This is a genomic window from Algoriphagus aquatilis, from assembly GCF_042657405.1.
GTDB classification, from domain to species: Bacteria; Bacteroidota; Bacteroidia; order Cytophagales; family Cyclobacteriaceae; genus Algoriphagus; species Algoriphagus aquatilis.
Map to the genome: position 1 here is coordinate 242,745 of NZ_JBHSKS010000001.1, position 23,071 is coordinate 265,815.

At 44.1% G+C, this 23,071-nt stretch carries 22 protein-coding genes; 15 read left to right on the plus strand and 7 right to left on the minus strand.

What is annotated here, in order from left to right; all coding sequences use genetic code 11:
* Positions 1 to 6 precede the first annotated feature (6 nt).
* The gene (gene recQ, locus ACFPIK_RS00995) at positions 7 to 2,184 is read right to left on the minus strand and encodes a DNA helicase RecQ (protein ID WP_377911289.1); all 2,178 of its coding nucleotides are present in this window, start codon (positions 2,182 to 2,184) and stop codon (positions 7 to 9) included.
* A 97-nt stretch (positions 2,185 to 2,281) separates the two neighbouring features.
* Between recQ and ACFPIK_RS01000 the strand changes: the two genes are divergently transcribed.
* Together ACFPIK_RS01000 and ACFPIK_RS01005 are read left to right on the plus strand one after the other, a co-directional pair.
* Positions 2,282 to 3,250 carry a KpsF/GutQ family sugar-phosphate isomerase gene (locus tag ACFPIK_RS01000; protein WP_377911291.1) on the plus strand — a complete coding sequence of 323 codons (969 nt, stop codon included), beginning with the start codon at positions 2,282 to 2,284 and terminating at the stop codon, positions 3,248 to 3,250.
* Between the two features lie 6 nt (positions 3,251 to 3,256).
* Positions 3,257 to 4,333, plus strand: coding sequence for a mannose-1-phosphate guanylyltransferase (locus ACFPIK_RS01005; protein ID WP_377911293.1), 1,077 nt, complete (start codon positions 3,257 to 3,259; stop codon positions 4,331 to 4,333).
* A gap of 114 nt (positions 4,334 to 4,447) precedes the next feature.
* On the opposite strand, the gene rlmB is transcribed toward ACFPIK_RS01005, so the two are convergent.
* Both rlmB and ACFPIK_RS01015 read right to left on the minus strand, forming a co-directional pair.
* Complete coding sequence (gene rlmB / locus ACFPIK_RS01010; RefSeq protein WP_377911295.1) at positions 4,448 to 5,224, minus strand: 23S rRNA (guanosine(2251)-2'-O)-methyltransferase RlmB; 777 nt, start codon at positions 5,222 to 5,224, stop codon at positions 4,448 to 4,450.
* Complete coding sequence (locus tag ACFPIK_RS01015; protein ID WP_377911297.1) at positions 5,197 to 6,432, minus strand: GWxTD domain-containing protein; 1,236 nt, start codon at positions 6,430 to 6,432, stop codon at positions 5,197 to 5,199. Before ACFPIK_RS01015 ends, rlmB begins: the two co-directional genes overlap by 28 nt.
* Before the next feature lie 61 nt (positions 6,433 to 6,493).
* Here ACFPIK_RS01015 and ACFPIK_RS01020 point away from each other — a divergent pair, with 61 nt between their 5' ends.
* Positions 6,494 to 7,270 carry a class I SAM-dependent methyltransferase gene (locus tag ACFPIK_RS01020; protein ID WP_377911299.1) on the plus strand — a complete coding sequence of 259 codons (777 nt, stop codon included), beginning with the start codon at positions 6,494 to 6,496 and terminating at the stop codon, positions 7,268 to 7,270.
* A gap of 57 nt (positions 7,271 to 7,327) precedes the next feature.
* Here the strand turns inward: ACFPIK_RS01020 and ACFPIK_RS01025 are convergent, their stop codons facing one another.
* On the minus strand, positions 7,328 to 10,312 hold the full coding sequence (locus ACFPIK_RS01025) for a glycosyltransferase family 117 protein (protein WP_377911301.1): 2,985 nt from the start codon (positions 10,310 to 10,312) through the stop codon (positions 7,328 to 7,330).
* A 171-nt stretch (positions 10,313 to 10,483) separates the two neighbouring features.
* On the opposite strand from ACFPIK_RS01025, the gene trxA reads away from it, so the two are divergent.
* The 8 genes from trxA to ACFPIK_RS01065 all read left to right on the plus strand — a co-directional run bounded on the left by trxA (position 10,484) and on the right by ACFPIK_RS01065 (position 18,322).
* Positions 10,484 to 10,804, plus strand: a complete 321-nt coding sequence (trxA, locus tag ACFPIK_RS01030) for a thioredoxin (RefSeq protein WP_377911303.1) — start codon at positions 10,484 to 10,486, stop codon at positions 10,802 to 10,804.
* Between the two features lie 87 nt (positions 10,805 to 10,891).
* Positions 10,892 to 12,313 carry an MBL fold metallo-hydrolase gene (locus ACFPIK_RS01035; protein ID WP_377911305.1) on the plus strand — a complete coding sequence of 474 codons (1,422 nt, stop codon included), beginning with the start codon at positions 10,892 to 10,894 and terminating at the stop codon, positions 12,311 to 12,313.
* A 284-nt stretch (positions 12,314 to 12,597) separates the two neighbouring features.
* The gene (locus ACFPIK_RS01040; RefSeq protein WP_377911307.1) at positions 12,598 to 13,179 is read left to right on the plus strand and encodes a YeeE/YedE family protein; all 582 of its coding nucleotides are present in this window, start codon (positions 12,598 to 12,600) and stop codon (positions 13,177 to 13,179) included.
* Positions 13,180 to 13,192: 13 nt separating this feature from the next.
* Positions 13,193 to 13,687, plus strand: a complete 495-nt coding sequence (locus ACFPIK_RS01045; protein ID WP_377911309.1) for a DUF6691 family protein — start codon at positions 13,193 to 13,195, stop codon at positions 13,685 to 13,687.
* 251 nt (positions 13,688 to 13,938) lie between these two features.
* Complete coding sequence (locus tag ACFPIK_RS01050; protein ID WP_377911311.1) at positions 13,939 to 15,105, plus strand: MFS transporter; 1,167 nt, start codon at positions 13,939 to 13,941, stop codon at positions 15,103 to 15,105.
* Entirely contained in the window at positions 15,102 to 15,818 is a 717-nt protein-coding gene (locus ACFPIK_RS01055) for an acyl-[acyl-carrier-protein] thioesterase (protein WP_377911313.1), read from the plus strand. The genes ACFPIK_RS01050 and ACFPIK_RS01055 overlap by 4 nt, the downstream gene beginning before the upstream one ends.
* A 90-nt stretch (positions 15,819 to 15,908) precedes the next feature.
* Positions 15,909 to 16,970 (plus strand): c-type cytochrome, encoded by a 1,062-nt coding sequence (locus tag ACFPIK_RS01060; protein ID WP_377911315.1) that lies wholly within the window; start codon positions 15,909 to 15,911, stop codon positions 16,968 to 16,970.
* Complete coding sequence (locus ACFPIK_RS01065) at positions 16,970 to 18,322, plus strand: hypothetical protein (RefSeq protein ID WP_377911317.1); 1,353 nt, start codon at positions 16,970 to 16,972, stop codon at positions 18,320 to 18,322. The genes ACFPIK_RS01060 and ACFPIK_RS01065 overlap by 1 nt, the downstream gene beginning before the upstream one ends.
* On the opposite strand, the gene ACFPIK_RS01070 is transcribed toward ACFPIK_RS01065, so the two are convergent.
* Together ACFPIK_RS01070 and ACFPIK_RS01075 are read right to left on the minus strand one after the other, a co-directional pair.
* Positions 18,323 to 18,655, minus strand: coding sequence for a type II toxin-antitoxin system PemK/MazF family toxin (locus tag ACFPIK_RS01070; RefSeq protein WP_377911319.1), 333 nt, complete (start codon positions 18,653 to 18,655; stop codon positions 18,323 to 18,325). It lies immediately after the preceding gene.
* Positions 18,652 to 18,885: a ribbon-helix-helix domain-containing protein gene (locus ACFPIK_RS01075; protein ID WP_377911320.1), complete on the minus strand. Its 234-nt coding sequence runs from the start codon at positions 18,883 to 18,885 to the stop codon at positions 18,652 to 18,654. Before ACFPIK_RS01075 ends, ACFPIK_RS01070 begins: the two co-directional genes overlap by 4 nt.
* A 471-nt stretch (positions 18,886 to 19,356) precedes the next feature.
* Between ACFPIK_RS01075 and ACFPIK_RS01080 the strand changes: the two genes are divergently transcribed.
* The 4 genes from ACFPIK_RS01080 to ACFPIK_RS01095 are packed head-to-tail and all read left to right on the plus strand — an operon-like array spanning position 19,357 to position 22,004.
* Positions 19,357 to 20,379 carry a fatty acid desaturase family protein gene (locus ACFPIK_RS01080; RefSeq protein ID WP_377911322.1) on the plus strand — a complete coding sequence of 341 codons (1,023 nt, stop codon included), beginning with the start codon at positions 19,357 to 19,359 and terminating at the stop codon, positions 20,377 to 20,379.
* A complete protein-coding gene (locus ACFPIK_RS01085) occupies positions 20,354 to 21,547 on the plus strand; it encodes a DEAD/DEAH box helicase (protein ID WP_377911324.1) in 1,194 nt (397 codons plus the stop codon). The genes ACFPIK_RS01080 and ACFPIK_RS01085 overlap by 26 nt, the downstream gene beginning before the upstream one ends.
* A gap of 9 nt (positions 21,548 to 21,556) precedes the next feature.
* Entirely contained in the window at positions 21,557 to 21,817 is a 261-nt protein-coding gene (locus tag ACFPIK_RS01090; protein ID WP_377911326.1) for a cold-shock protein, read from the plus strand.
* Entirely contained in the window at positions 21,810 to 22,004 is a 195-nt protein-coding gene (locus ACFPIK_RS01095; protein WP_077348399.1) for a cold-shock protein, read from the plus strand. Before ACFPIK_RS01090 ends, ACFPIK_RS01095 begins: the two co-directional genes overlap by 8 nt.
* 58 nt (positions 22,005 to 22,062) lie before the next feature.
* Here ACFPIK_RS01095 and ACFPIK_RS01100 read toward each other — a convergent pair whose 3' ends face one another.
* Complete coding sequence (locus ACFPIK_RS01100; RefSeq protein WP_377911329.1) at positions 22,063 to 23,058, minus strand: 2-hydroxyacid dehydrogenase; 996 nt, start codon at positions 23,056 to 23,058, stop codon at positions 22,063 to 22,065.
* Positions 23,059 to 23,071 lie beyond the last annotated feature (13 nt).

A 23,071-nucleotide genomic window follows, 5' to 3' on the forward strand; every position in this document is an offset into this window, starting at 1 on the left:
TCGTGTTTAATTGGCATGCTCGGAGATGAATTTGATTCGGTACACCCGCAGTTCGTCTTCTGCGAAGTCCTCACCATCCAGCTCTTCCAATGCCGATTTGATATGATCGGTTTCCGCATTCATAAAGTAATCATGGAGGATTTCTTCCCGCTCCTCATCCATGATGTGATGAATGTAGTAATCGATGTTAAGTTTAGTTCCGCTGTAAATGATCTGCTCAATTTCTTGAAGCAGTTCATTCATAGAGATGCCTAGGTTTTCGGCGATCTCATCCAGATCAGTTTTGCGGTCAATCTGCTGGATAATTGAAATCTTCACCTTGGATCGGGTTCCGGAGGTTTTGACCACCACTTCTGCGGCGGTTTCGATTTCATTTTCTTCCACATAAGCCGAGATCAGCTTTAGGAAAGATGCGCCAAACTTGGCGACCTTGCCCATTCCTACTCCATTGATTTGTGCAAGTTCTTCTTTGGTAGTAGGGTAGACGGTTGCCATTTCTTCCAAGGAGGGATCTTGGAATATGACATAAGGAGGTAGGTTTTTCGATTTGGCTACTCGTTTTCGCTCAGCTTTCAGCAATTCAAAGAGCTTCTCGTCGTAAGCTGGTCCCGAATTGACTTGAATATCCTGAGTCTCGGTTTCTGCCAGTTTTTCGAAATCATGATCCTTGTATAAGTCCACCGAATAAGGGGCCTCCAAAAACTCTTGACCTTTCGGAGTGAGTTTGAGATGACCATAATTTTCGATGTCTTTTTCTAACATGGCCGCGATCATGGCTTGGCGGATGACGGAAGTCCAGTGCTTGTCACTCTCCTCTTTTCCTATTCCAAATACAGGCAAGGCGTCATGCTTGTAGCTGATCACATAATCATCCATTTCCCCTCGGATTACTCGTACCAAGTGCTCAAGCGTAAAGCGTTCGTTGGTTTGCTTCACCGCCTCCAAGGCAATGACTATGTAATCCAATCCTTCAAATGTCTCGCGCTCCCGCTTGCAGTTGTCACAAAATCCACAATCCTCATTAAGTGTTTCTCCGAAGTAATTGAGAATGAACTTACGGCGGCAAACCCCTGTCTCCGCATAAGCTGACATTTCCTGAAGCAGAATCTTGGCATTTTCCCGTTCGGTGACTGCCTTGTCTTTGTTGAATTTATCCAGCTTGATGATGTCCTCATAGCGATAAAACATCAGGCAGTGTCCCTCCAGTCCATCTCGACCCGCACGTCCGGTCTCTTGATAATATCCCTCCAGAGACTTGGGTACATCGTAGTGGATCACATAGCGAACATCCGGTTTGTCAATGCCCATTCCAAATGCAATCGTTGCGACAATCACGTCCAATTCTTCGTTGAGAAAATCGTCCTGGGTCTTGATCCTCACGGCCGAGTCTAATCCTGCGTGATAAGGTGCGGCATTTACCTGATTGACTTTCAGAAGCTCAGCGATTTCTTCCACTTTTTTTCGGCTGAGGCAATAGATGATTCCTGATTTCCCCTTATGCTGTTTGATAAACTTGATCAGGGCCTTTTTGGACTCATTTTTCACCTTTGGCCTCACTTCGTAGAAGAGGTTGGTACGGTTGAATGAAGATTTGAAAAGGTCGGCTTCTTCCATTTGTAGATTGCGCTGAATGTCCTGCTGCACTTTTGGAGTAGCAGTGGCAGTCAATGCAATGATGGGAAGGTGAGGGGCAATCTGAGCGACAATGGATTTGATTTTCCGGTATTCCGGCCGGAAGTCATGACCCCATTCCGAAATACAGTGTGCCTCATCAATGGCTACAAAACTGAGATGTGCTTCTTTGAGAAAGGCAATGTTTTCCTCTTTGGTCAAGGATTCCGGTGCCACATAGAGTAACTTGGTTTTCTTTTTCAACACCTCATTTTTCACTTTCGTCGCCTCAGATTTGGTGAGGGTAGAGTTGAGAAAATGAGCATTGATTCCAATCGCGTTGAGCTGATCTACCTGATTTTTCATCAAGGCGATGAGAGGAGAAATCACAATAGCTGTGCCTTCATTGACGACTGCAGGCAATTGGTAGCAAAGTGATTTACCGGCGCCTGTGGGCATGATGACAAAGGTATTTCGCTGCTTGAGCAGGTTGTCCACAATCAGTTCCTGATTGCCCCGGAACTGGCTGAATCCGAAGATTTTTTTTAGGTCTGATTTAACTTTTTCTTCCACGTGAAGAAAGGGCTTAGTGGGTGATAACTACCTGCAAACAGGATTGAACGATTAGTTTTATACCTTTGTACAAAATTAATGATTAACGCAGGGAAAATTGAAATTAGCTAAAAATATTAGAAATACCGCTGTTCGGGTCCTGCAAAATGAAGCCGAAGCCATTCAAAGTTTGATTGGTTTCTTGGATGCTGATTTTGAAGCTTGTGTAGAAAAAATTTTAAACTCCAAGGGTAGGGTAGTCATCACTGGAGTAGGTAAAAGTGCTTTGATCGCCAATAAAATTGTGGCCACTTTAAATTCCACAGGCACTCCTGCCATTTTTATGCACGCAGCCGATGCGATTCATGGAGATCTGGGAATGGTTCAAGACGATGATATCGTCATTTGCATTTCCAAGTCAGGTAATACGCCGGAGATCAAAGTCCTGGTTCCCCTGCTCAAAAAACTGGGTTCCGTGCTTGTTGCCATGGTTTCCAATACTGAATCTTATCTCGCAGAGCAGGCCGATTTTGTCCTGAATGCAACCATAGGTGAGGAGGCTTGCCCTCACAATCTGGCACCAACTACCAGCACTACAGCCCATTTGGCTCTCGGTGATGCTTTGGCTGTTTGTTTATTGGAGGCAAGAGGCTTTACTTCCGATGATTTTGCCAAATACCATCCGGGGGGTTCACTTGGAAAACAATTGTACCTCAAAGTTGGGGATGTCCTTTCCAAAAATCAGTTGCCGGTAGTGTTGGAAGATGCTAACCTCGCGCAGGTGATTGTGGAAATTTCAGGGAAAAGGCTAGGAGCTACTGCCGTGGAGGATAAGCAAGGAAATTTGAAGGGGATCATTACTGACGGAGACTTACGAAGAATGCTTCAAAAGACCCTGAATATTCAAAATCTGAGCGCTAAGGACATCATGACCGTGAATCCCAAGACCATTTCGGTCGATGAATTTGCCATTCGCGCGCTCAATTTGATGCGAAATCACAATATCACCCAGTTGGTAGCGATGGATGGAGAAAAAATCGCAGGATTTGTTCATATTCATGATCTAATGAAAGAAGGAATCGTCTAATCCAGCATGCAAGACAAACCCTACATTGTAATCATGGCCGGTGGGATCGGTTCCCGATTTTGGCCTTACAGCAGAACAGCCAAGCCGAAGCAATTTTTAGACATTCTGGGTACTGGAAGAACCCTTCTCCAGATGACTTATGATCGGTTTCGGGAAATTGCCTCTCCAGATCTCTTTTACGTGGTAACCAATCAGGAATACTTCGACTTGGTAAAAGAGCAACTTCCTGAATTGTCAGACCAACAGATTCTGACGGAACCGCTCCGTAAAAATACAGCCACTTGTGTGGCCTATGCATCCTTCAAGATTAGTCAGCAAAATCCGGAGGCAACGCTTGTAGTAACTCCTGCGGATCATTTGATTCTACAGGAAAGTAAATTCATCCAGACCCTTCAAACAGCGATTCAGGCTGCTCAAACTCCGGGCAGATTGATTACCATTGGAATTAAGCCAAACCGTCCTGAGACTGGCTATGGCTATATCCAATACCTCGAAAGTGACAATCACCACCCTTCGCTAAAAGTGAAGACGTTTACGGAGAAGCCCAATCTAAAGCTGGCGAAGACCTTTATCGAAAGCGGGGACTTTGTTTGGAATTCCGGGATGTTTGTCTGGAAAGTGAGCAGCATTCTCGAGGCCTACCATCAACACATGCCTGACGTGGCCGATGTCTTTGAGGACGGCAAAGCTCATTATGGGAAAAATACGGAAGGGGATTTTATTAACCGGGCCTATACCCAAGTTAAAAATATTTCCATCGATTACGGGATCATGGAAAAATCAAATGAGGTCTATGTCATTTTAGGTGACTTTGGTTGGTCGGATTTGGGCTCTTGGAGCAGTCTCCACGAGCTGAGGGAAAAAGATGAGTTTAACAACGTCATCGAAGCTAATGCCATGGTTTATGAGACCCAGAATAGCTTCATTAAAATGGATTCTGACAAACTTGTGGTAGTCCAGGGATTGGACAACTACCTAGTCAATGAATCCGAAAATGTGCTCTTGATATGCAAATTGGATTCAGAGAAAAAATTCAGGGATTTTGTGGCCAATGCCAAGAAAAAAGGGGAGGATTTCGTCTGAAATCCTCCCCAAGTAAGTTGATGTATTCCCATCACTTCAAATTCAATTTTCAATTCCAAAATCCATCAATCCACCTTGAAAATTGATCATTGATTATTGATCATTAGTTATTGCTCATTTTTTCCTTTGTCTGATGGCTTCATAGATCGCTACGCCCGCGGATACGGATACGTTCAAACTTTCAATATTTCCGGCCATGGGGATTTTTACTTTTGCGTCAGCGATACCCATGATTTCCTGGGAAATACCATCTTCTTCCGAACCTAAAATCATCGCCACAGGAGCAGAAAAATCGGCTTCATACATGACTTTATCAGTCTTTTCGGTCACAGCGACAAGGGATAATCCCATTTTCTGTAAGTCACGACAGGTGTAAAAAAGGTTTTTCACCCTTGCTACAGGCATAAAATTCAGGGCCCCTGCAGAGGTTTTTACCGCATCGGAATTGATCTGCGCACTGCCTTTTTCAGGTATTACGATGGCATCCACACCGGCACATTCGGCTGTTCGAGCGATGGCACCAAAGTTTCTCACATCAGTAATATGATCCAGCACCAAAATCAAAGGGGACTTGCCCACAGCGTAGCACTGATCGATTACATTGTCCAGCGATGCATAAGCAATGGATGACACTTGGGCTATAACACCTTGGTGATTTTTCCGGGTAATGCGGTTCAATTTGGCATCCGGTACGCGCACCACAGGGACGTTGGAAGCTTTACAGAGTTGAAGCAATTCCTTGATGAGGTCATTGTTCAACTCTTTCTGAACCAGTACTTTGTCTATTTCTTTTCCGGAATGGATGGACTCCATTACCGCTCGTGTTCCAAAAATAAAATCTTTGTCGTTGGCTCCTTTATCGATCAGAAAGCCATCCTTCCGCTTCTCCATTGGGAAATGTTTTTGAACCATACCGGCTGATAAGCTCTGGACCGGTTCAGGGTGTAGAAATGTGGGGTAAGTAGTGTCTTAACCCGGGCAAAGGTAAACCGAATTTTGGAAGTCTCGTCTATGCCGGCATAGGACCATACTTCCCGATCTTCGAAAAAGTTGACTTCCTGAGGAGGTCCCATCACGATATACACCATGCCTCGGTCAGTTTTCCAGCCTTCTTTGAAGTCGGTAAATAAGATATTGGAAAATTCAACCATGCGGAAATAGTTACGGATGAGGTCTTTGGCTACTTCCGGGTTGCGGGTCAGATTGATCCAATATTCATCCAGTGCTTTCTTCTTATCCTGTGCTAAAAGGAGTGTTTCATGCTCTTTTCGGGTAGAAATGTAAGTTACCATTTGAACCATTTCATCCCAGTCTTTCACTTTGGGAAAGGCATCATGGACGGTTTTCAGGATGATTCCTGCTTGTGAGCTCGTATCTGTCTGAAAGAAGTAATACCCCTCATCATTCAGTTGCTTGGGGATATTGGCCAGGAAATCTCCCTGATTCTCGACTTTGATTTCCTTGGAAACCTCTGCAGGTCGGGTTTCCATAGGAGGAAAAGGAACATCAAACCGTGATGGATAGAAGTAGGAGTGAATGGCAGGTTTGGTGACGGTTTTGAATAGCAGGGCTTCGCCTTTGGTCAGGTAGTTTTGGTCAAAAGGTATTTCATTGGAATAGTAATAGCCAAAGTCCGGCTGATCAAATACAAATAAACCTTTCAGATCAACATGGATCACATATTCATCCTGTTGCCTGGTATCTAAGACGGTCAACAAGGCTATGGCCGTGGACTGGTCAGCAGGTAGTTCTACCGTCTTTTCAAATAACCAATGACGGTCTGTGTCTCCCACCAAGTCTTGTGCCGTCAATAGGTTTGTCAGTGAAGAAGTGATCTCCTGCTCGTAGGATGAAAGCAAGGCATAAGAAAAGCTGAAAGTCTCGAATGTCGGGGCTTCCTCGATTTTCTCGACTACGAATTGGAGTTTGTAGGTAGTAGAAGAAAGCTTAATCGGTATGATTTTTAGCCCCAATCGGGAATACAGAGAATATCTCAATGACTGGTCTGTGGAGCTGAGTGTTTTCTGCGCAAAACCTGACTGCGATAGCAGGAATGAAAAAAATAGAACAGGAAGTAGAAGCAGCTGTTTTTGATTCATCGGGTGTTGGTCTAGGGTTTTAAAAATTAGCCTTACTTTTGCCAAAATACTAAAATTTCGAATGGCTACCTATACAACGGAAATCGCCTCTGACAAGTTAATCAGCGACAATCCCATCCATCAAAGACTGCTCAAAGCCTATATCGCGGCAAAGCCTTGGATCTCAGGAAGTCTCCTGGAAATCGGCTGTGGCGAGGGAAGAGGCGTAGAGCAATTGCTTCCGCTTGCTGATAGCTACATCGGTCTGGACAAAATCGGCGAAGTAATCGATATGCTCCGAACCAAGTTTCCCGGAGTAGATTTTAGACAGGCTGTGATTCCACCGTTTTCAGGATTTGAGGACAATTCCTACGATACCATTGTCAGTTTTCAGGTCATCGAGCACATTCCCAACGATCGGCTTTTCCTCCAGGAAATCTACCGAATGCTCAAACCGGGAGGGAAAGCCATTATTTCCACACCTAATATCACCCATACGCTTTCACGCAATCCTTGGCATGAGCGTGAGTACAAACCACAGGAATTGATCGATTTGGCTACCGGAATTTTTGACAAAGTAGAGGCAAAAGGGATCGGCGGAAATGAAAAGGTTTGGGCTTATCATGAGGCAAACCGCAAATCCGTTCAGAAAATCATGCGATTTGACATTTTTGACTTGCAGCATAAACTGCCTGCATCCGTATTGAGAATGCCGTATGAGATTCTAAATCGAATGAACAGAAATAAACTACATAAGCAGCAAGGAAGCACTGTGGTAGAAATTACCCACGAGGATTATCTGGTAGTGGAAGATCCGATGAAAGGCCTGGACTTATTTTACATCCTTTGGAAAAAGTAAATCCGACCAAATGCTAAAACATAAAAAAAGCGAGTCTTTCGGACTCGCTTTTTAGCTTTATTTTCTTTCCAGGATACTCGGAGAGTCGCCTTGGCTTCCTATCAAGCTTTCCAAACGCTGCTTGAGTTTTTCAGCTTCTTCGTTATAGCCTCTTTCCTGGAGTAATGGGATGAAATACTTGATCATTTCTATCGAGATCATCATATCTCGGTCATAAGGTCTTCCTTCAGTCGTGTTGAACTCGATCATGTCGAGGGATCTTTTCGAGATTTTTTCAACGATATCCAGCGCTTTTTCATCTTCACCGACTTCAAAGAAAAGCGGAACAGATTGCCCACTGCTTAGGTCGTAAGGCAGGGCTTCGTGAGGTATCGTTTCCAAACCAAAGTTAAGGAGCTTAGCAGCATCCTCCATTCGGTCTTCATCAAGCAAGGCCATTGCGATCGAATTCAGGGCGCTTCGGTGATTGGAAGCAAATCGTCTATATTCCTCATCCAAGTAGGCGTTAGGATCATTCATACCTCGGAAAGAGAAATTCTCCATGTAGTTTTTCATGGCTAAATCCGTATTGACCAATTCGTCCCTAACATACTCAGGCTTTTGGATAGGAAGCAGACGGTAAGCCATGCCTTCCATGACCACGTGTTCGCCGATGTTGAGGCCAATGGTAGAAAGCGAGGTATTGTTGAAATAGATCGGTCTTTCCCAATTGTTGCTGACGATCAAATCGATCAGCATCATAGTGCCTTTGGTTACGTAATTGCCCTTCAGCTGCAAGTTCATCTGCGGTACAAAAAGGTCCTTGAACTTAGGAGGAACAATCTCATCATTTGCCATGAAGCTGCTGTCTACTTCTAAGATCAGGTTTCGGGAAGGCACCATGTTGACTACACTTTTGCCTCCTGTTTTAACTTTAAGTACATCGGATCCAGCATTAAGTAGCTTTAGATATTCTCTCGCAGAGATGGCTTGAAGTCCTTCTTTCTCGATGAGGTAAAGCACATCATTGGTGCCTTTTTGGTAGCGCTCTTTAGTCAGTGAAAACGGTAATGGAGCAGATTGATCGGCCTGCTTGGTCATTTGCTCCACATACCAATCGGTATCAAAGTAGCTCAATACAATCACTCTGACATCGGTACGGAAGCCTTCTACTTCCTGCACATACCAAAGCGGGAAGGTATCATTGTCTCCACCTGTAAACAGAATGGCGTTTGGTGCGCAGGAGGCAAGGAAGTTTCGGGCAGAGTCTACAGAAAAGTAGCGTCCGGTTCGGTCGTGGTCATTCCAGTTTTCCGCTGCCATCAATCCTGCAATTGGGAGAGTCAAAATGGTGGCGATGATTCCTCCGGTTGCCAGGTTTTTGGTGTATTTACTTAGGCTATGTGCCAAAGCCAAGGTGCCCAATCCTGCCCAAATGGCAAAGGCATAGAAGCTACCTACGTAAATATAATCTCGTTCACGTGGTTCGATCGGAGGGGAGTTGAGGTAAAGCACCAGTACCACGCCCATCATGAGAAACAGCATGAGGTTGACATAGAAATACTTGGGGTCTTTTTTGGCTTGGAAGAAAAATCCGATCAAGCCCAAGATCAAAGGCAACATGTAGTAGTTATTGTGCCCTTTATTTTCGGTGATGTAGTCTGGAAATTTATCCGTAAATGCATTGGCAAAGCCTATCCAATTGGCGTCAATGAAGTCACTTTCCCTACCTGAAAAATTCCAAAGGAAATACCTCCAGTACATGTGACCCAACTGATGGCTGAACATGAAATACAAGTTGTCTCCGAAGGTAGGTTCCTGACCTTCTTTCAGCCCCAGTTTGGCTCGATAGATTCGCTTGTGACTTTCCTGAGTGGAATAGATTCGGGGTAAAATGGTAGTCTTTGCAGGATCGTAGGTGTTTTTTAATTCATAATCCACCACCTCATATTTTTCCTTCCCTTTCATGTAGACCGGAGCACCTTCCTCCTGATCTATCAACTGCGCAGTGAAGTACTGCCCGTGCAGCAGAGGTCTGTAGCCATATTGTTCCCGCTTTAGATAGGATACATAGCTGATGATATCCTTTGGTGCATTTTCATTGATGATCGGATCTTGGTTGGATCGGATGATGATCAAGGTGTAGCTGGCATAGCCGATCAGGATAAAAGTCAAGGAAAGCAGAATCGTATTAAGCAGCACCAATTGCTTTTGGATGGAATACCTGAATCCAAAAGCCAGCGCACCTATAAATAGAATAGCAAAGACGACGATACCCGACCCAAATGGCAATCCAAGGCTATTCACCATAAAGATTTCCATGGATCCTGCTAAGCTTGGAAGCCCCGGAATGATCAGGTTGTTGATGATAATCAATGCTACGCCGCCCAAAAACATGGCGTAGATTGCACCTTTGAGTGTGGGAGTAGGATACTTTTTGAAATAATAAATCAATGCCAAGGCTGGCAAGGTGACCAAATTGAGCAAGTGGACGCCTATTGACAAACCGACCAGGTAGGCAATGAATACCATCCATCGGTTTTCTTCTTTGGGATCGGTAATGACATCCCATTTCAAAAATGCCCAAATCACAATCGCTGTGAAAAAGGAAGACATCGCATATACTTCTGCTTCTACTGCCGAAAACCAAAAGCTGTCTGAGAAAGTGTAAATCAGGGAACCTACGATACCTGCACCCATCAAAGCAATGGTCTGTTCTTTGGACTCTTGACCTTCCGTGATGGAGAACATCCTTTTTCCAAAAAGTGTAATGGACCAAAACAGAAACAGAATGGTGAATCCAGAGAATAGGGCGCTGCCAATATTCATCCAATAGGCGACCTGAAGTGGATCTCCCATGGCCAAAAAGCCAAACATCCGATACACCAAAAGCATGAAGGGAGCTCCCGGAGGATGGGGAACTTGAAGCTTATAGGACACGGCGATAAATTCTCCCGGATCCCAGAAACTAGCCGTTTGTTCGACAGTGAGGATGTATACCAGGGTGGAAATGGCAAAAATTACCCAGCCGGTAAGATTGTTGATCTGCTTGTAATTGAGCATTAATAGGGGAAATTAGAGGGACGAAAATATAAAAATTTACTCCAAGTCGGGGATTTTTAGCACTTTTTAAAACTTTCCAAAAATCTATCGGCACTTGGTCCTGTGACAAAAATTACTGTTTTGACTCTGTTTGTACCCTTAATATTGCATCGTATTCAAAACACACTGACCATGAGTGCACAACCTAAGACATTTCAAGAACTGGTAGACGGAGATATTCCGGTATTGGTAGATTTCTTCGCAGTATGGTGCGGACCTTGTAAAATGATGCAACCCATTCTGGAAGACACGGCGCGACACATGGGAGACAAAGTCAAAATCGTCAAAGTGGACGTGGACCGCAATCCCTTGGCCGCGAGCAAATTTCAGGTAAGGGGAGTTCCTACGCTTATTCTTTTTCACAAAGGAAAAGTAGTGTGGAGACAATCAGGCGTAGTGCCTGTGCATCAGTTGATCCAGACGCTGGAATCAAATCTGATGTCAAATGCCTGATCTGCATGTGACAAAAGTCATTTTATCGGCTAAGCCACCCTTCTAATTTTACCCAACTTTAAAAAAGGACAACCTAAACACAGCAATATGAAAATTGAACAAATCTATACCGGATGTTTGGCACAAGGTGCTTACTACATCGAATCTGAAGGCGAAGCAGCTGTAATTGATCCATTGAGAGAAGTGCAGCCTTACATCGAAAAGGCTGAGCGTCGCAATGCAAAAATCAAGTATGTTTTTGAAACGCACTTCCATGCAGATTTTGTGTCCGGCCACAAAGACTTGGCAGCTAAGACAGGGGCCAAAATCGTTTACGGTCCAACCGGTATGAAGATGGGATTTGAGGCAATTGTAGCAGAGGATAATCAGGAATTCACGCTTGGCAAAATGAAAATCCGAGTGATTCACACGCCGGGTCATACCATGGAGTCCGTGTGCTACCTTTTGATCAATGAGGAAGGAAAAGAAGAAGCCATCTTCACAGGGGATACTTTGTTTATCGGTGACGTGGGACGACCTGACCTAGCTCAAAAGGTAATCAAAGACCTAACACAGGAAAAACTAGCGGCTCATCTTTATGACTCGTTGAGAACTAAGTTGATGCCTCTTTCCGACGATTTGATTGTCTATCCGGCCCACGGTGCAGGTTCTGCCTGTGGCAAAAATATGAGCAAGGAGACTTCAGATACATTGGGCAACCAGAAGAAGACCAATTACGCGCTTCAGCCGATGACCAAAGAGGAATTTGTGAAAGAAGTATTGACTGGATTGACACCTCCTCCGGCTTATTTCCCACAAAACGTGTTGATGAACATCCAAGGATACGACAGCATTGACGAGGTATTGGAAAGAGGTGTGAGACCTTTGACTCCTGCTGAATTTGAAGCCGCAGCCAACGAGACAGGTGCGCTGATCCTTGATACCAGAGAGGCTCAGGTGTTTGCCAAAGGATTTGTACCCAACTCCATTAATATCGGCATCGACGGAAGCTTTGCCGTGTGGGTAGGCGCGATGATTCCTGACTTGAAACAAGAGATCTTGGTGATTGCGGACGAAGGAAGAGAAGAAGAAGTAATCACCAGACTGGCACGAGTTGGCTACGATTATGCTATCGGATATTTGGCCGGCGGATTCAAAGCATGGAAAGAATCAGGTCATGAAGTGGATTCCATCACATCCATTACGGTGGATGAATTGGCAAAAATCAAAGAAGGCGATCCACAGATTCATATTCTTGACGTCAGAAAGAACTCCGAATATCTTTCAGAACACGTGGTAGATGCTGAAAATGCGCCTCTTGACTACATCAATGACAGCATGCTGAAAGTGGACAAAAATAAAACCTACTACGTGCACTGTGCCGGCGGATACAGATCTATGGTGTTCAACTCTATCTTGAGAGCTAGAGGATATGACAACCTGATCGATGTAGCTGGTGGATTCAAAGCCATCAAGGAATCTGAAAAGTTCAAGGTGACTGACTACGTTTGTCCGACAACTTTGCTCTAATCCATACTGAAGTAAAGCTTAATACTGCAAAATGGCAGGCCTTTGGGTCTGCCATTTTTAGTTTGGACTTTTCTGATGTGATCAAAGTCACAAGATTCAAAGGCGAGCTTGACTCATTTTTGTCATCTTAAAATTTATGATTGATTAATTTCAGTGGGTTTTTATTGAGATGATAAAAATCACATCCAAAACAATTCCTCCTTCAAAGATTTTACCCTAAGCAATGAACCATCTAAGTCAGGTTTCTGATTTTAGAAAAAAACTAGTAACAACTCAAAAACTATATGAACCAATTTATGGAATGGATTACCCAGCCTTGGCCCTGGTATGTGGCAGGGCCGATCATCGGACTTACCGTCCCGGCACTATTGATTTTAGGAAATAAAACCTTCGGGATTTCATCCTCGCTTCGTCACATTTGTGCGGCCTGTGTTCCGGCAGGTATTCCTTTTTTCACTTACAACTGGAAAAAGGAAATTTGGAATCTTCTTTTCGTTTTGGGTACAGCGATCGGAGGATTTATTGCCATGAATTTCTTGGCTAATCCCAATACCATGGTCATTTCTGAAGCGACTCAGGCAGATTTGGCTGCCTTGGGGATTACCAGTTTTACGGATTTGATGCCTTCTGATATTTATTCCTGGGAAACTGTATTCTCTGCCAAAGGACTCTTGTTCTTTGTGTTTGGAGGATTTTTAGTTGGTTTTGGAACTCGCTATGCCGGTGGATGTACTTCAGGGCATGCCATCATGGGGATCAGTTCCCTACAGTGGCCATCCTTGGTAGCGACCATTTTCTTTATGATCGGAGGCTTTGTGATGACACACTTGTTGATGGAGCCTTTGATGAAACTAGTTGGATTCTAAAAAAATCGAAATCATGACAAAAGTTAAAGAAAAGAAAGTACAGCCACAGGACGACCACTGCGTAGCTCCTAACCTGAGAGAAGATCATGACAAAGGCCTTGAGCTATTGAAATACTTGATCATTGGGGTAGTATTTGGGATTGTGTTTGTAAAAGCGGAGATCATCTCTTGGTTTAGAATTCAGGAAATGTTCCGCCTCCAGTCTTTCCATATGTATGGAGTGATTGGGTCTGCAGTAATTACTGGGATCATTTCAGTGCAGCTGATCAAACGCCTACATATCAAAACCATCCATGGGGAAGAAATCGTGATTCCGGATAAGGTCTTTAAGAAAGGTCAGATCATCGGAGGATTTATCTTCGGATTGGGTTGGGCGATTACCGGTGCCTGTCCAGGACCTTTGTTTGCTCAGATCGGAAGTGGATACACGGTCGTATTGGTGACCTTGATTTCAGCTTTGGCCGGCACTTGGGTGTATGGCAAGTTTGCCGATAAGCTTCCTAATTAATTAGATTGAAGAATTGAAAAAGGCTGCTCTTGAGAAAGGGTGGCCTTTTTTCAGTTAAATACCTTCTTGATGATGAATCGGATGAGTAAAATGATCGTGATGACAATGCCGCCTACAATGACAAATTCCATGGGATTAGCTTTGCCTCAAAACTACCCTTCGGCAGGAATAGTTTTTCCGTTTCTGGAATCTTTCTCCAAATCGCCTTCAATCTTTTTACTTTTGCATCCGACTCAAACCTACCCACTCTCATGAATTACCTTTCCAAAAGGAGGATCGCACTTGGAGCCATGTTTTTTTTCATGGGGCTTTGTTTTGCCAGTTGGGCAGCACGTATCCCTGACATTCAGGCCAAATTCCAGCTTTCCGAAGGTCAGTTGGGCACGATTCTTCTCTGCCTCCCAATCGGGTCGATGCTCGGTTTGCCTATTGCAGGCTGGTCTGTGCATCAGTATGGCAGCCGCATTGTGATTTTGCTGGGGAGTTTCGCCTATGCTATGACGCTTCCTTTGATAGGCTTGGCCACGACGACTTGGATGATCGTGCCGGTTTTAGTGGTGTTTGGCCTTTTAGGAAATATCATGAACATCTCGCTCAATACCCAGGCTTTGGGTCTTGAAGATCAGATGGGTAAAAGTATTTTGGCCTCTTTTCACGGATTGTGGAGTATGGCTGGATTTACCGGTGCAGGGATTGGTGCAGGGATGATTTTTCTGAATTTTTCTCCCGCCGCACATTATGCAGTGGTGATGGGGATTTCTTTTGTGATCATTCTCTTTTCTCAGAAATATGTCATCAACGACAAGCGGGATGCAGGAGAAAGTGGAGGGCTTGTTCTCAAAAAGCCCGACGACCTGCTGCTTCGAGTGGGATTGATTTCTTTTTTGGGGATGATGACGGAGGGGTGCATGTTTGATTGGAGTGGAGTTTATTTCAAAAAAATCGTGCTTGCCGAGCCGGAATATGTGGCTTTGGGCTATGTCTGCTTTATGGGAGCCATGGCTTCAGGTCGATTTATTACAGACAAAGCGACCAACCAATTTGGAAGGATTCCTGTACTTCAAGCCAGTGGGATTTCGATCTTTGTGGGACTTTTGATGTCTGTCTTAGTGCCCACTCTGATCACAGCTGCGCTTGGGTTCCTTTTAGTTGGATTGGGGGTGGCTTCGATTGTGCCTGTCGCTTATGGGATTGCGGGTCGATCCAAATTGTATTCTCCAAGTGTGGCTTTGGCTTTGGTGTCGACCATTTCTTTTTTTGGGTTTCTGTTGGGACCACCTTTGATTGGATTTATTGCAGACCTGTTTGATCTGCAGGTTTCCTTAGCTCTTATTTCTATCAATGGACTTGGGATACTCCTTCTGAGTAGTATCAGAAAACAGGTCTTTTTCACTCAAGAAACCATTTCTACTCCATGAGCCTTCCAGAAAGTTTTCAATTCACCAAAGAGTTTGAGGTAGGTTCATTTCAGGTTCATCCGAATGGCAATATCCGAATGGCCTGTTTGGCGGATTTACTGCAGGAGATAGCGTGGAGGCATGCGGATTCGGCAGATTTTGGCAGAAATCTCTTAGAGACCAAGCAAATGTGGGTGCTCTCCAGGCTGGAAATTAAGGTGGAAAAGTTTCCCAAATGGGGGGATCGTCTTCAGCTTTTTACCGGAGGAAGAGGAGCGGAAAAGTTGTTTGCCTTTCGTGAGTTTATGGTTTGGGATCAAGATCAGCAAGTTGTGGCTCGTGCCATGTCTTCGTGGCTATTGCTTCACACCGAGACCAAGCGAATCCAGAAACCTGAACTGGTATTGCCTTCGGAACTTTTTGATCCAAGAAATGCTCCTGCTTGGCAGCCTGAGAAATTAGCGGTAGGAGGAGAGCTTTCTGCCCAAGAAGAAATCCAGGTCAGACAGTCAGATCTCGACCTGTATCATCACGTCAACAATACCAGCTATATCCGTTGGGTAGAAAATTTTCTAGCTGAGGTGAGCTTTTTCCCCAAGCAGATTTCCATCAATTACCTTTCCGAATGCCTCTCGGGGGACCAGGTGATCCTTTCTCTTTTTGAAAAGGATGCTGAAAAATTCATTGAAGGGAAAGTTGGAGACAAGTCAGTGTTTGTGGCTCGAGTGCGGTAAGCATCCTTCTTTAATTTTTTCGAACTGGGTGACGATAGTCACAGCCTTGCAAGTGATCCTTGAGGCAACTTTGTATATTACCGTAAGACTATGAATCAGATGATGCAGCCTTTTGTCAAACTTATCACCCTTCTCGTTGCGCTTTTAGGACTAGCCGTTGCCTTGGTGGGAGTGGTTGGATTCGTTCTATTTCTTTCCTATTCAGGCGTTCAGCTTCCCAGCCTCTCGGAAAAGGATCAACCCGTCGCTGAGATGGTTGCTGAAATCCCCGTGGTCAAAGCCCTTGCTGATGCCGCCAGCCTATGGAAAGCACCGGATTGGGCCTCAGTGGATTCCGAACCCAATGCAGCTGAAATCAAATATGGCCGCGAACTGGTAGCCAATACGTCTGAGTTTCTCGGGCCAAAAGGAAAAGTCAAAGCCATTTCCAACGGGATGAATTGTCAAAACTGCCATTTGCAAGCAGGAACGGCACCATTGGGAAATAATTACGGTGCTGTCGCTGCTACTTATCCCAAATTCAGAGCTCGATCCGGAACAGAGGAAACTATCGAAAAGCGCATCAATGACTGCTTTGAGCGAAGTCTTAACGGGAAAGCATTGGATAACAATTCTAAAGAAATGCGAGCGATGGTTGCTTACATCAACTGGGTGGGAAAAGAAGTGCCCAAAGGTGAAGTCCCCAAAGGCTCAGGGCTCTACGAAGTGCCACTTCTTGACCGTGCAGCTGATCCGATCAAGGGAAAATTAGTCTATGACAACCAATGCGCTTCCTGTCACCAAGCAGACGGGAAAGGAATGCCCAAACCTGACGGAACGGGTTATCTCTATCCACCACTTTGGGGAGAAAACAGCTACAACCATGGCGCTGGACTTTACCGCCTTTCCAGATTTGCAGGCTATGTCAGAGCGAATATGCCTCTTGGGGCTACGTTTGAAAATCCGATGCTGAGCGATGAGGAGGCTTGGGACGTGGCCGCCTATGTGAACAGCATGGAAAGACCTGCTAAAGATCTTTCCAAAGACTGGCCCGATATTTCCAAAAAACCGATGGATCATCCGTTTGGTCCCTTTTCGGATGGATTTACTGAAGAGCAACACAAATTTGGACCCTTTAAGCCTATCCAAGCGGCCAAAGCCCAAACCAAGTAATGCGTCGCTTTATTTTGCTATCAATCTTCTCTTTGGGATTTTTCGTTCATCTGAAAGCCCAAACCGAGGAGAAGAAAATTGACATTCATCCGGATGTCCATTTCAGGACTTTCTGGATGAACACTACCTATGCAGACACTAGGTATAAGTCTGATTATGCCTTGGGCATGAGCTTAAACCTTGGGGCAAAAATCAACTATGCCAAGCATTGGACCTTGCAGCTGGGTTATCGCACATTTGCCAATGTGATGAGTACCCCTATTTGGGATCTGGACCCCGTCACTGGTCAGACCAACCGATATGAAACCGGGCTGTTTGATTTGTTAAACACCCGCGATCGTTTGTTTGGGAAGCTGGAGACCCTTTTCTTGAGCTATTCCAAAGATCGAATTGGAGTAGAAGTGGGCCGGATGGGCATCAATACCGACTGGGTGAATGCACAGGACGGGAGACTTTCTCCCACTGCGGTGGAAGGAGTCCATGCCTGGTTTGCTCCGAGTCAAAGATGGAAGGTTGGTTTGTGGGCAATTGGTCGAATGAGCATCCGTGGCAGTAGTGAATGGCTGGGAGTTGGGGAGACGGTTGGGATTTTTCCTCAGGGGCGTACTGTTTTCGGTAAACAAGGCGCCTATTTTGGCAATACCGAGAGCGAATGGCTCTCGATCCTAGAGGTAGATAGACAGCTGAGAAACGGAGGAAAACTTCATTTTTCCCATACTTTGGCACAAAATCTCTTCTCTACCACTTGGGGATCTTTTGAGAAAAGCACAAAAACAAAGAAAGGCATGTTGACCTTAGGCATACAGTCAGGGGTCCAACATACAGTAGGAGATGGAGGAAATCCTGATCTCATTCTTGCATACAAAAGTCCGGATGATTTCAATTATGCGCTATCCGGTCGAGTAGCTTGGAGAACTGACCGTTGGCTTACACACCTCAATTATACTCATGTAGGAGGAAAAGGTCGTTGGTTGAGTCCTCGGGAATGGGGGAAGGATGCTTGGTACACCTTTATCCCTAGGGAGCGAAATGAGGGCTTTGAATCGGTTGATGCGTTGGTGGGCTATGTGGAGTATCGTTTTGAAAAAATACCGGTTCAGGTTTATCTCCATGGAGGAGTTCACTGGCTTTCAGACCTTGCGAGTGCGGAAGCCAATAAATATAACTTCCCAAGCTATCGTCAAGTAAACATTGGATTGAAACTACAGCCGAAGGGTGTGAAAAACCTGGATTTTCACTTGATACTCGTTAGTAAAGAGCCTCTTTCATCTCAAAAGTTAACACCTAATCAGATCTACAATAAAGTCGAGCTACTTCATTTTAATGGGATACTTAATTGGAAGTGGGATTGATCAAAGTGTGAGAATATCAGCGAGTGTTGTCTTTATTTCACTCACGATTTCCGGTTGAACTTCTCCGATTTTTTCTAAGAGTCGGTCTTTTGAGATAGATCTAACGTGAAAAACCAGCGCTTCAGAAGTAAACTTTAGCTGGTTTTGGAGATTAGGTTCAAGGATTGGATTTCCTTTGTATCGTTTGATTTGAGTGGTGAGTGGTACCACAATGACCACCTCCAAATATCGATTCAGTAGGTTTCCACTGATAATTAATACTGGTCTTCTTCCACTTTGCTCTCTTCCCTGAACAGGATTAAGATCTGTCCACCAAATCTCTCCTTGTCTCATTTTTCAGTTTGTTTGAGATAGGTTTCCATTCCTTCTTCTGCAATAAGCATGATTTCTTCATCTTGGCCCGCTTCTTTGTAGGATTGAACATATTCCGCTCTTTTGAGGTGTTCCAAGTAAAGTCGAAGGGCTTTCTCAATCAGGCTGTTTTTGGGTATGGAGAGCTTCAAAGAGTATTCTTGAAGGGTTTTGAGTACATCATCTGGGAGTGAACTGGTGAAAGTAGCCATATTAATTATATTTACATTTTATAATTATCAAATGTAAATTAAAATTTATTTTAATACAAAGCTTACTTGCTAACAGCAGTTATAATTCGGTTCGATTTCAGAAAAAATTAGGAATTGCAGATTCCTTTGCCCACCTTTGACCCGTCGAAGAAATGTTTTCGATACTTGTCACCAAGTTTAGCATCGGCGATTCACCTGCCACAAGTAGCAAATCAAGAGTTCTCCAAATCCAGGTTTTACTTCTTCTTCTTCTACTTTTTTGATTCCATGAAGCCCTCGGTCTTTTCGAATTAAAACCTGCAGTTTACAATCATTTAGAGAACCCAGATTTCCTAACACCCATTAAAGTTCCCTCTTATTAAGACCATTCGATTTTCAGAATCAGCGCTGTCTGAATTCTCCCTTACCCTCAGAAGTAGAGTTAACGACTATTTCAAATCCACCCAACAAACCAAGTTTGCCAATAAGGAAATGATCTTCAAGACCGTGGTCATGATCATGATCTATTTCGTGCCAGTGATCTTGGTGATAACCGGAGTAGCCACAGAGACTTGGCAATTATTTGCTTGTTTTATCCTCAGCGGATTTGGCATGGCAGGTATAGGTATGGGCGTCATGCATGATGCAATCCATGGAACCTATTCTCAAAACCCAAAAATCAATAAACTTCTCGGCTATACCTTAAACATGGTAGGTGCCAATGCTACAGTTTGGAGAATACAACACAATGTCTTGCATCATACCTATACCAATATTCACGAAGGGGATGACGACATTAATGCTCCTTTTTTCCTTCGCTTTTCTCCCAACATGCCAAAAAATACCCTGCACCCTTATCAGCATTGGTATACTTGGTTTTTCTATGGCTTGTCGACTATATCTTGGGTGACTTCTAAGGATTTTGTCCGCTTTGATCGCTATTACAAAATGGGCTTGATCAAAGGAGAGAATGTCTATCGCAATACGGTATTGAAGATATTGGCTTGGAAGATTATTTATTATGTCTTCACGTTGGGATTGCCGATCGCCTTTTCTGGCTTTGGAGTCGGACAAATCCTCCTGGCTTTCCTGATCCTTCATTTCATCACCGGATTGAGTATATCCTTAGTCTTCCAGACTGCGCATGTTATGCCGGAGGTGGTCTTTCCAGTGGCTGACGAAAACGGTACTGTAGAGGGCGAACGCATGCTTCATCAACTGGCTACTACATCTAATTATTCGGAGAAAAGCAAGGTCTTTTCATGGATGATTGGAGGTCTAAATTACCAGGTTGAGCACCATCTTTTTCCCGATATCTGCCATGTGCACTATCGGAAAATTGCACCGATTGTAAAAGCCACTGCGGCTGAGTACAATATTCCTTATTATTCAAAAAAGACATTTTTTGATGCTTTGAAGTCACATTTCGAAATGCTTTACCTGCTTGGTAATGCAGAAATGGAGCCAGTCAAAGCCTATACCAACACTCATGAACACTACGAAAAAACATACTAAACCTGCTGCTGCGCCCCGAGGTGGAAACCCGGATAGAAGGCAGGTGAAGAAGAAAAAAGAGTCCACCCTGGATCCAAAGCTTTTTGTTAAAAAAGCCCAACCTAGCGGACAAGAAGGGTTCCGAACCGAAAAATCCTTTGATGGACTTGGTCTCAGTTCCAAATTACTTCAAAATATCCTGGCTAAAGGTTATCAAACTTTAACCAATATTCAGGAGCAATCTATTTTGCCTCTTCTCGACGGGAGAGACATGATGGCTATTTCCAAAACAGGCTCCGGAAAGACTGCGGCATTTTTGATTCCCATCATTGAACACGCGCTCAAAGATCCCCGCAATTTCACGGCTCTTGTAGTAACACCTACGAGAGAATTGGCATTGCAAATAGAGGAGGAATTCAAAAGTCTCACGTTTGGGATGCAGCTGTATTCAGCCACATTCATCGGAGGCACCAATATCAACTCGGATCACACCAAACTGGAGCGAAAGCTACAGGTAATTGTGGGTACTCCGGGTAGGTTGTTGGATTTGTCGGACCGCAAAGTGCTGGACCTCAGAAAAGTAAATACGCTCGTTCTCGATGAGTTTGACAGAATGCTTGACATGGGATTTGTACTTGATGTCAATAAGCTGGTCAATCGAATCGGAAAAAGAGAACAGACACTTCTGTTTTCGGCGACTTTGGAGCCTGCACAAAAGAAGCTAATTGACGGGTTGCTTACCAACCCTATTGAAGTAAAAGTCACTAGTGGTTCGTCAACCAATGAGAATATCGAGCAACAAACAATCCGTGTCCCTGAGGGACAGGATAAGTTTGAGGTATTGGCTGATCTTTTTCGCAATCCTGAATTGGAAAAAGTGATCCTTTTCACAGAAACCAAAAGACTGGCCGACAGACTGGCCAAAAAACTGATTCAGTCAGGCATTTCTGCCGGACAGATTCATGGAGATAAGTCTCAGAATTTCAGAAACAGAATGATTGATGAATTCAAGAATGGGACTATCCGAGTACTGGTAGCTACTGATGTAGCCGCTAGAGGGATCGATGTAGCTGATGTAAGTCATGTGATCAACTATCAGCTACCGATGACCATGGATGCTTACATCCATCGTATCGGAAGGACTGGCAGAGCTGGCAAGGTCGGTCATGCCATCACGTTTGTTAACTAACCCCATTGCATGTCAAAAAATCAAAACACATTCATCAAGAAGCAAAAGGCTGAACTGAAAAAGAGGAAACAAAAGGAAAAACTGGAAAAGAAACTTGAGCGAAAAACCCAGCCCAAAGATGGTAGCCTGGATAACATGATCGCTTATGTGGATGAATTCGGAAATCTATCCAATACTCCTCCGGTACCGCCTGTAGAGAAAAAAACGAGTACAAATCAATCAAATCAAAACCGAGTAAAAACAAATCAAAATTTCAGAAATCATGAATGAAGGAACAGTAAAATTCTTTAACACTACCAAAGGCTTTGGATTCATCACACCAGCAGACAACTCTGAGGACGTATTCGTTCATCACAGTGGCCTAGTTCACGAAATCCGTGAAAACGACAAGGTGAAATATGACCTAGTACAGGGTAAAAAAGGCATCAATGCCGTAAACGTGAAAGTAGTAAGATAATTCTGCCTACTTTGAAAAGTATAATCCCCGGGGACTTTTAGCCTCCGGGGATTTTTTATTAGCTCGCTTTCACTTCATTTTTCAAAAATTCGCCACGCTCAAAAGCTGCTACACTTTCAAGGGTAGTGGTGGCAATCTGCTCCAAGGCCTCATGTGTCAAAAATGCCTGGTGGCCTGAAATCAGTACATTAGGGAAGGTCATCAATCTGGAAATCATCTCATCGTCAAGGATCTCTTCTGACAGATTTTTGAAGAAAATATGCTCCTCCTGTTCATAAACATCTATTCCAAGAAATCCTATTTTTCTGGATTTAAGTGCCTTGATGACGGCTTTGGTGTCAATGAGTGCGCCTCGACTGGTATTGATTAGAGTGACTCCTTTTTGCATCAGACTCAAAGTGTCTGCATTGATCAGGTGGCGAGTCTGAGGCGTTAATGGGCAATGCAGCGAAATGATCTGACTTTGTTCGAAAACTTGGGCAAGGGGCAAATAGGTGACTCCGATGGCTTTCATTTCTTCGCTCTCATACAGATCGTAAGCAAGGATTTCTGCTCCGAAACCTTTTGCAATTCTGCAAAATGCTTTTCCGATTGCACCGGTGCCAATGACCCCGATTTTTTTTCCATGGATATTAAATCCTGTAAGTCCTTCCAGCGAAAAATTATTTTCTCTCACTCGATTGTAAGCTTTGTGTGTCTTTCTCACGCAGGTAAGCAATAATGCTATGGCGTGCTCAGCCACCGCCTCAGGACTATAGGCAGGTACTCGCACGATCCGGATTCCTAGTTTTTCTGCAGCGGAAAGGTCCACTTGATTATAACCCGCGCATCTCAGTGCAATCAATTTGACACCGAAGTGATCCAGTTTTTTGAGGATAAATTCATCGATGGGATCGTTGACAAAGGAACAGATCACCTGATGACCTTCGGCGAGATTTACTGTTCGATGGTCTAGCGATACATCAAAAAAACTTAATTGGTAATCGTAATTAGCCGAATGGAGAGTAAAGCTTTCCCTGTCATAGGATTTGGTGCTGAAAAAGGCGATTTTCATGTGTCTAACTATG

What these genes read in the sequence shown, in the direction of transcription:
- ACFPIK_RS01005 (WP_377911293.1), top strand. Translation starts at nt 3,257, where the DNA reads ATGCAAGACAAACCCTACATTGTAATCATGGCCGGTGGGATCGGTTCC.
- rlmB (WP_377911295.1), bottom strand. Translation starts at nt 5,224, where the DNA reads ATGGAGAAGCGGAAGGATGGCTTTCTGATCGATAAAGGAGCCAACGAC.
- ACFPIK_RS01015 (WP_377911297.1), bottom strand. Translation starts at nt 6,432, where the DNA reads ATGAATCAAAAACAGCTGCTTCTACTTCCTGTTCTATTTTTTTCATTC.
- ACFPIK_RS01020 (WP_377911299.1), top strand. Translation starts at nt 6,494, where the DNA reads ATGGCTACCTATACAACGGAAATCGCCTCTGACAAGTTAATCAGCGAC.
- ACFPIK_RS01025 (WP_377911301.1), bottom strand. Translation starts at nt 10,312, where the DNA reads ATGCTCAATTACAAGCAGATCAACAATCTTACCGGCTGGGTAATTTTT.
- trxA (WP_377911303.1), top strand. Translation starts at nt 10,484, where the DNA reads ATGAGTGCACAACCTAAGACATTTCAAGAACTGGTAGACGGAGATATT.
- ACFPIK_RS01035 (WP_377911305.1), top strand. Translation starts at nt 10,892, where the DNA reads ATGAAAATTGAACAAATCTATACCGGATGTTTGGCACAAGGTGCTTAC.
- ACFPIK_RS01040 (WP_377911307.1), top strand. Translation starts at nt 12,598, where the DNA reads ATGAACCAATTTATGGAATGGATTACCCAGCCTTGGCCCTGGTATGTG.
- ACFPIK_RS01045 (WP_377911309.1), top strand. Translation starts at nt 13,193, where the DNA reads ATGACAAAAGTTAAAGAAAAGAAAGTACAGCCACAGGACGACCACTGC.
- ACFPIK_RS01050 (WP_377911311.1), top strand. Translation starts at nt 13,939, where the DNA reads ATGAATTACCTTTCCAAAAGGAGGATCGCACTTGGAGCCATGTTTTTT.
- ACFPIK_RS01055 (WP_377911313.1), top strand. Translation starts at nt 15,102, where the DNA reads ATGAGCCTTCCAGAAAGTTTTCAATTCACCAAAGAGTTTGAGGTAGGT.
- ACFPIK_RS01060 (WP_377911315.1), top strand. Translation starts at nt 15,909, where the DNA reads ATGAATCAGATGATGCAGCCTTTTGTCAAACTTATCACCCTTCTCGTT.
- ACFPIK_RS01065 (WP_377911317.1), top strand. Translation starts at nt 16,970, where the DNA reads ATGCGTCGCTTTATTTTGCTATCAATCTTCTCTTTGGGATTTTTCGTT.
- ACFPIK_RS01070 (WP_377911319.1), bottom strand. Translation starts at nt 18,655, where the DNA reads ATGAGACAAGGAGAGATTTGGTGGACAGATCTTAATCCTGTTCAGGGA.
- ACFPIK_RS01075 (WP_377911320.1), bottom strand. Translation starts at nt 18,885, where the DNA reads ATGGCTACTTTCACCAGTTCACTCCCAGATGATGTACTCAAAACCCTT.
- ACFPIK_RS01080 (WP_377911322.1), top strand. Translation starts at nt 19,357, where the DNA reads ATGATCTTCAAGACCGTGGTCATGATCATGATCTATTTCGTGCCAGTG.
- ACFPIK_RS01085 (WP_377911324.1), top strand. Translation starts at nt 20,354, where the DNA reads ATGAACACTACGAAAAAACATACTAAACCTGCTGCTGCGCCCCGAGGT.
- ACFPIK_RS01090 (WP_377911326.1), top strand. Translation starts at nt 21,557, where the DNA reads ATGTCAAAAAATCAAAACACATTCATCAAGAAGCAAAAGGCTGAACTG.
- ACFPIK_RS01095 (WP_077348399.1), top strand. Translation starts at nt 21,810, where the DNA reads ATGAATGAAGGAACAGTAAAATTCTTTAACACTACCAAAGGCTTTGGA.
- ACFPIK_RS01100 (WP_377911329.1), bottom strand. Translation starts at nt 23,058, where the DNA reads ATGAAAATCGCCTTTTTCAGCACCAAATCCTATGACAGGGAAAGCTTT.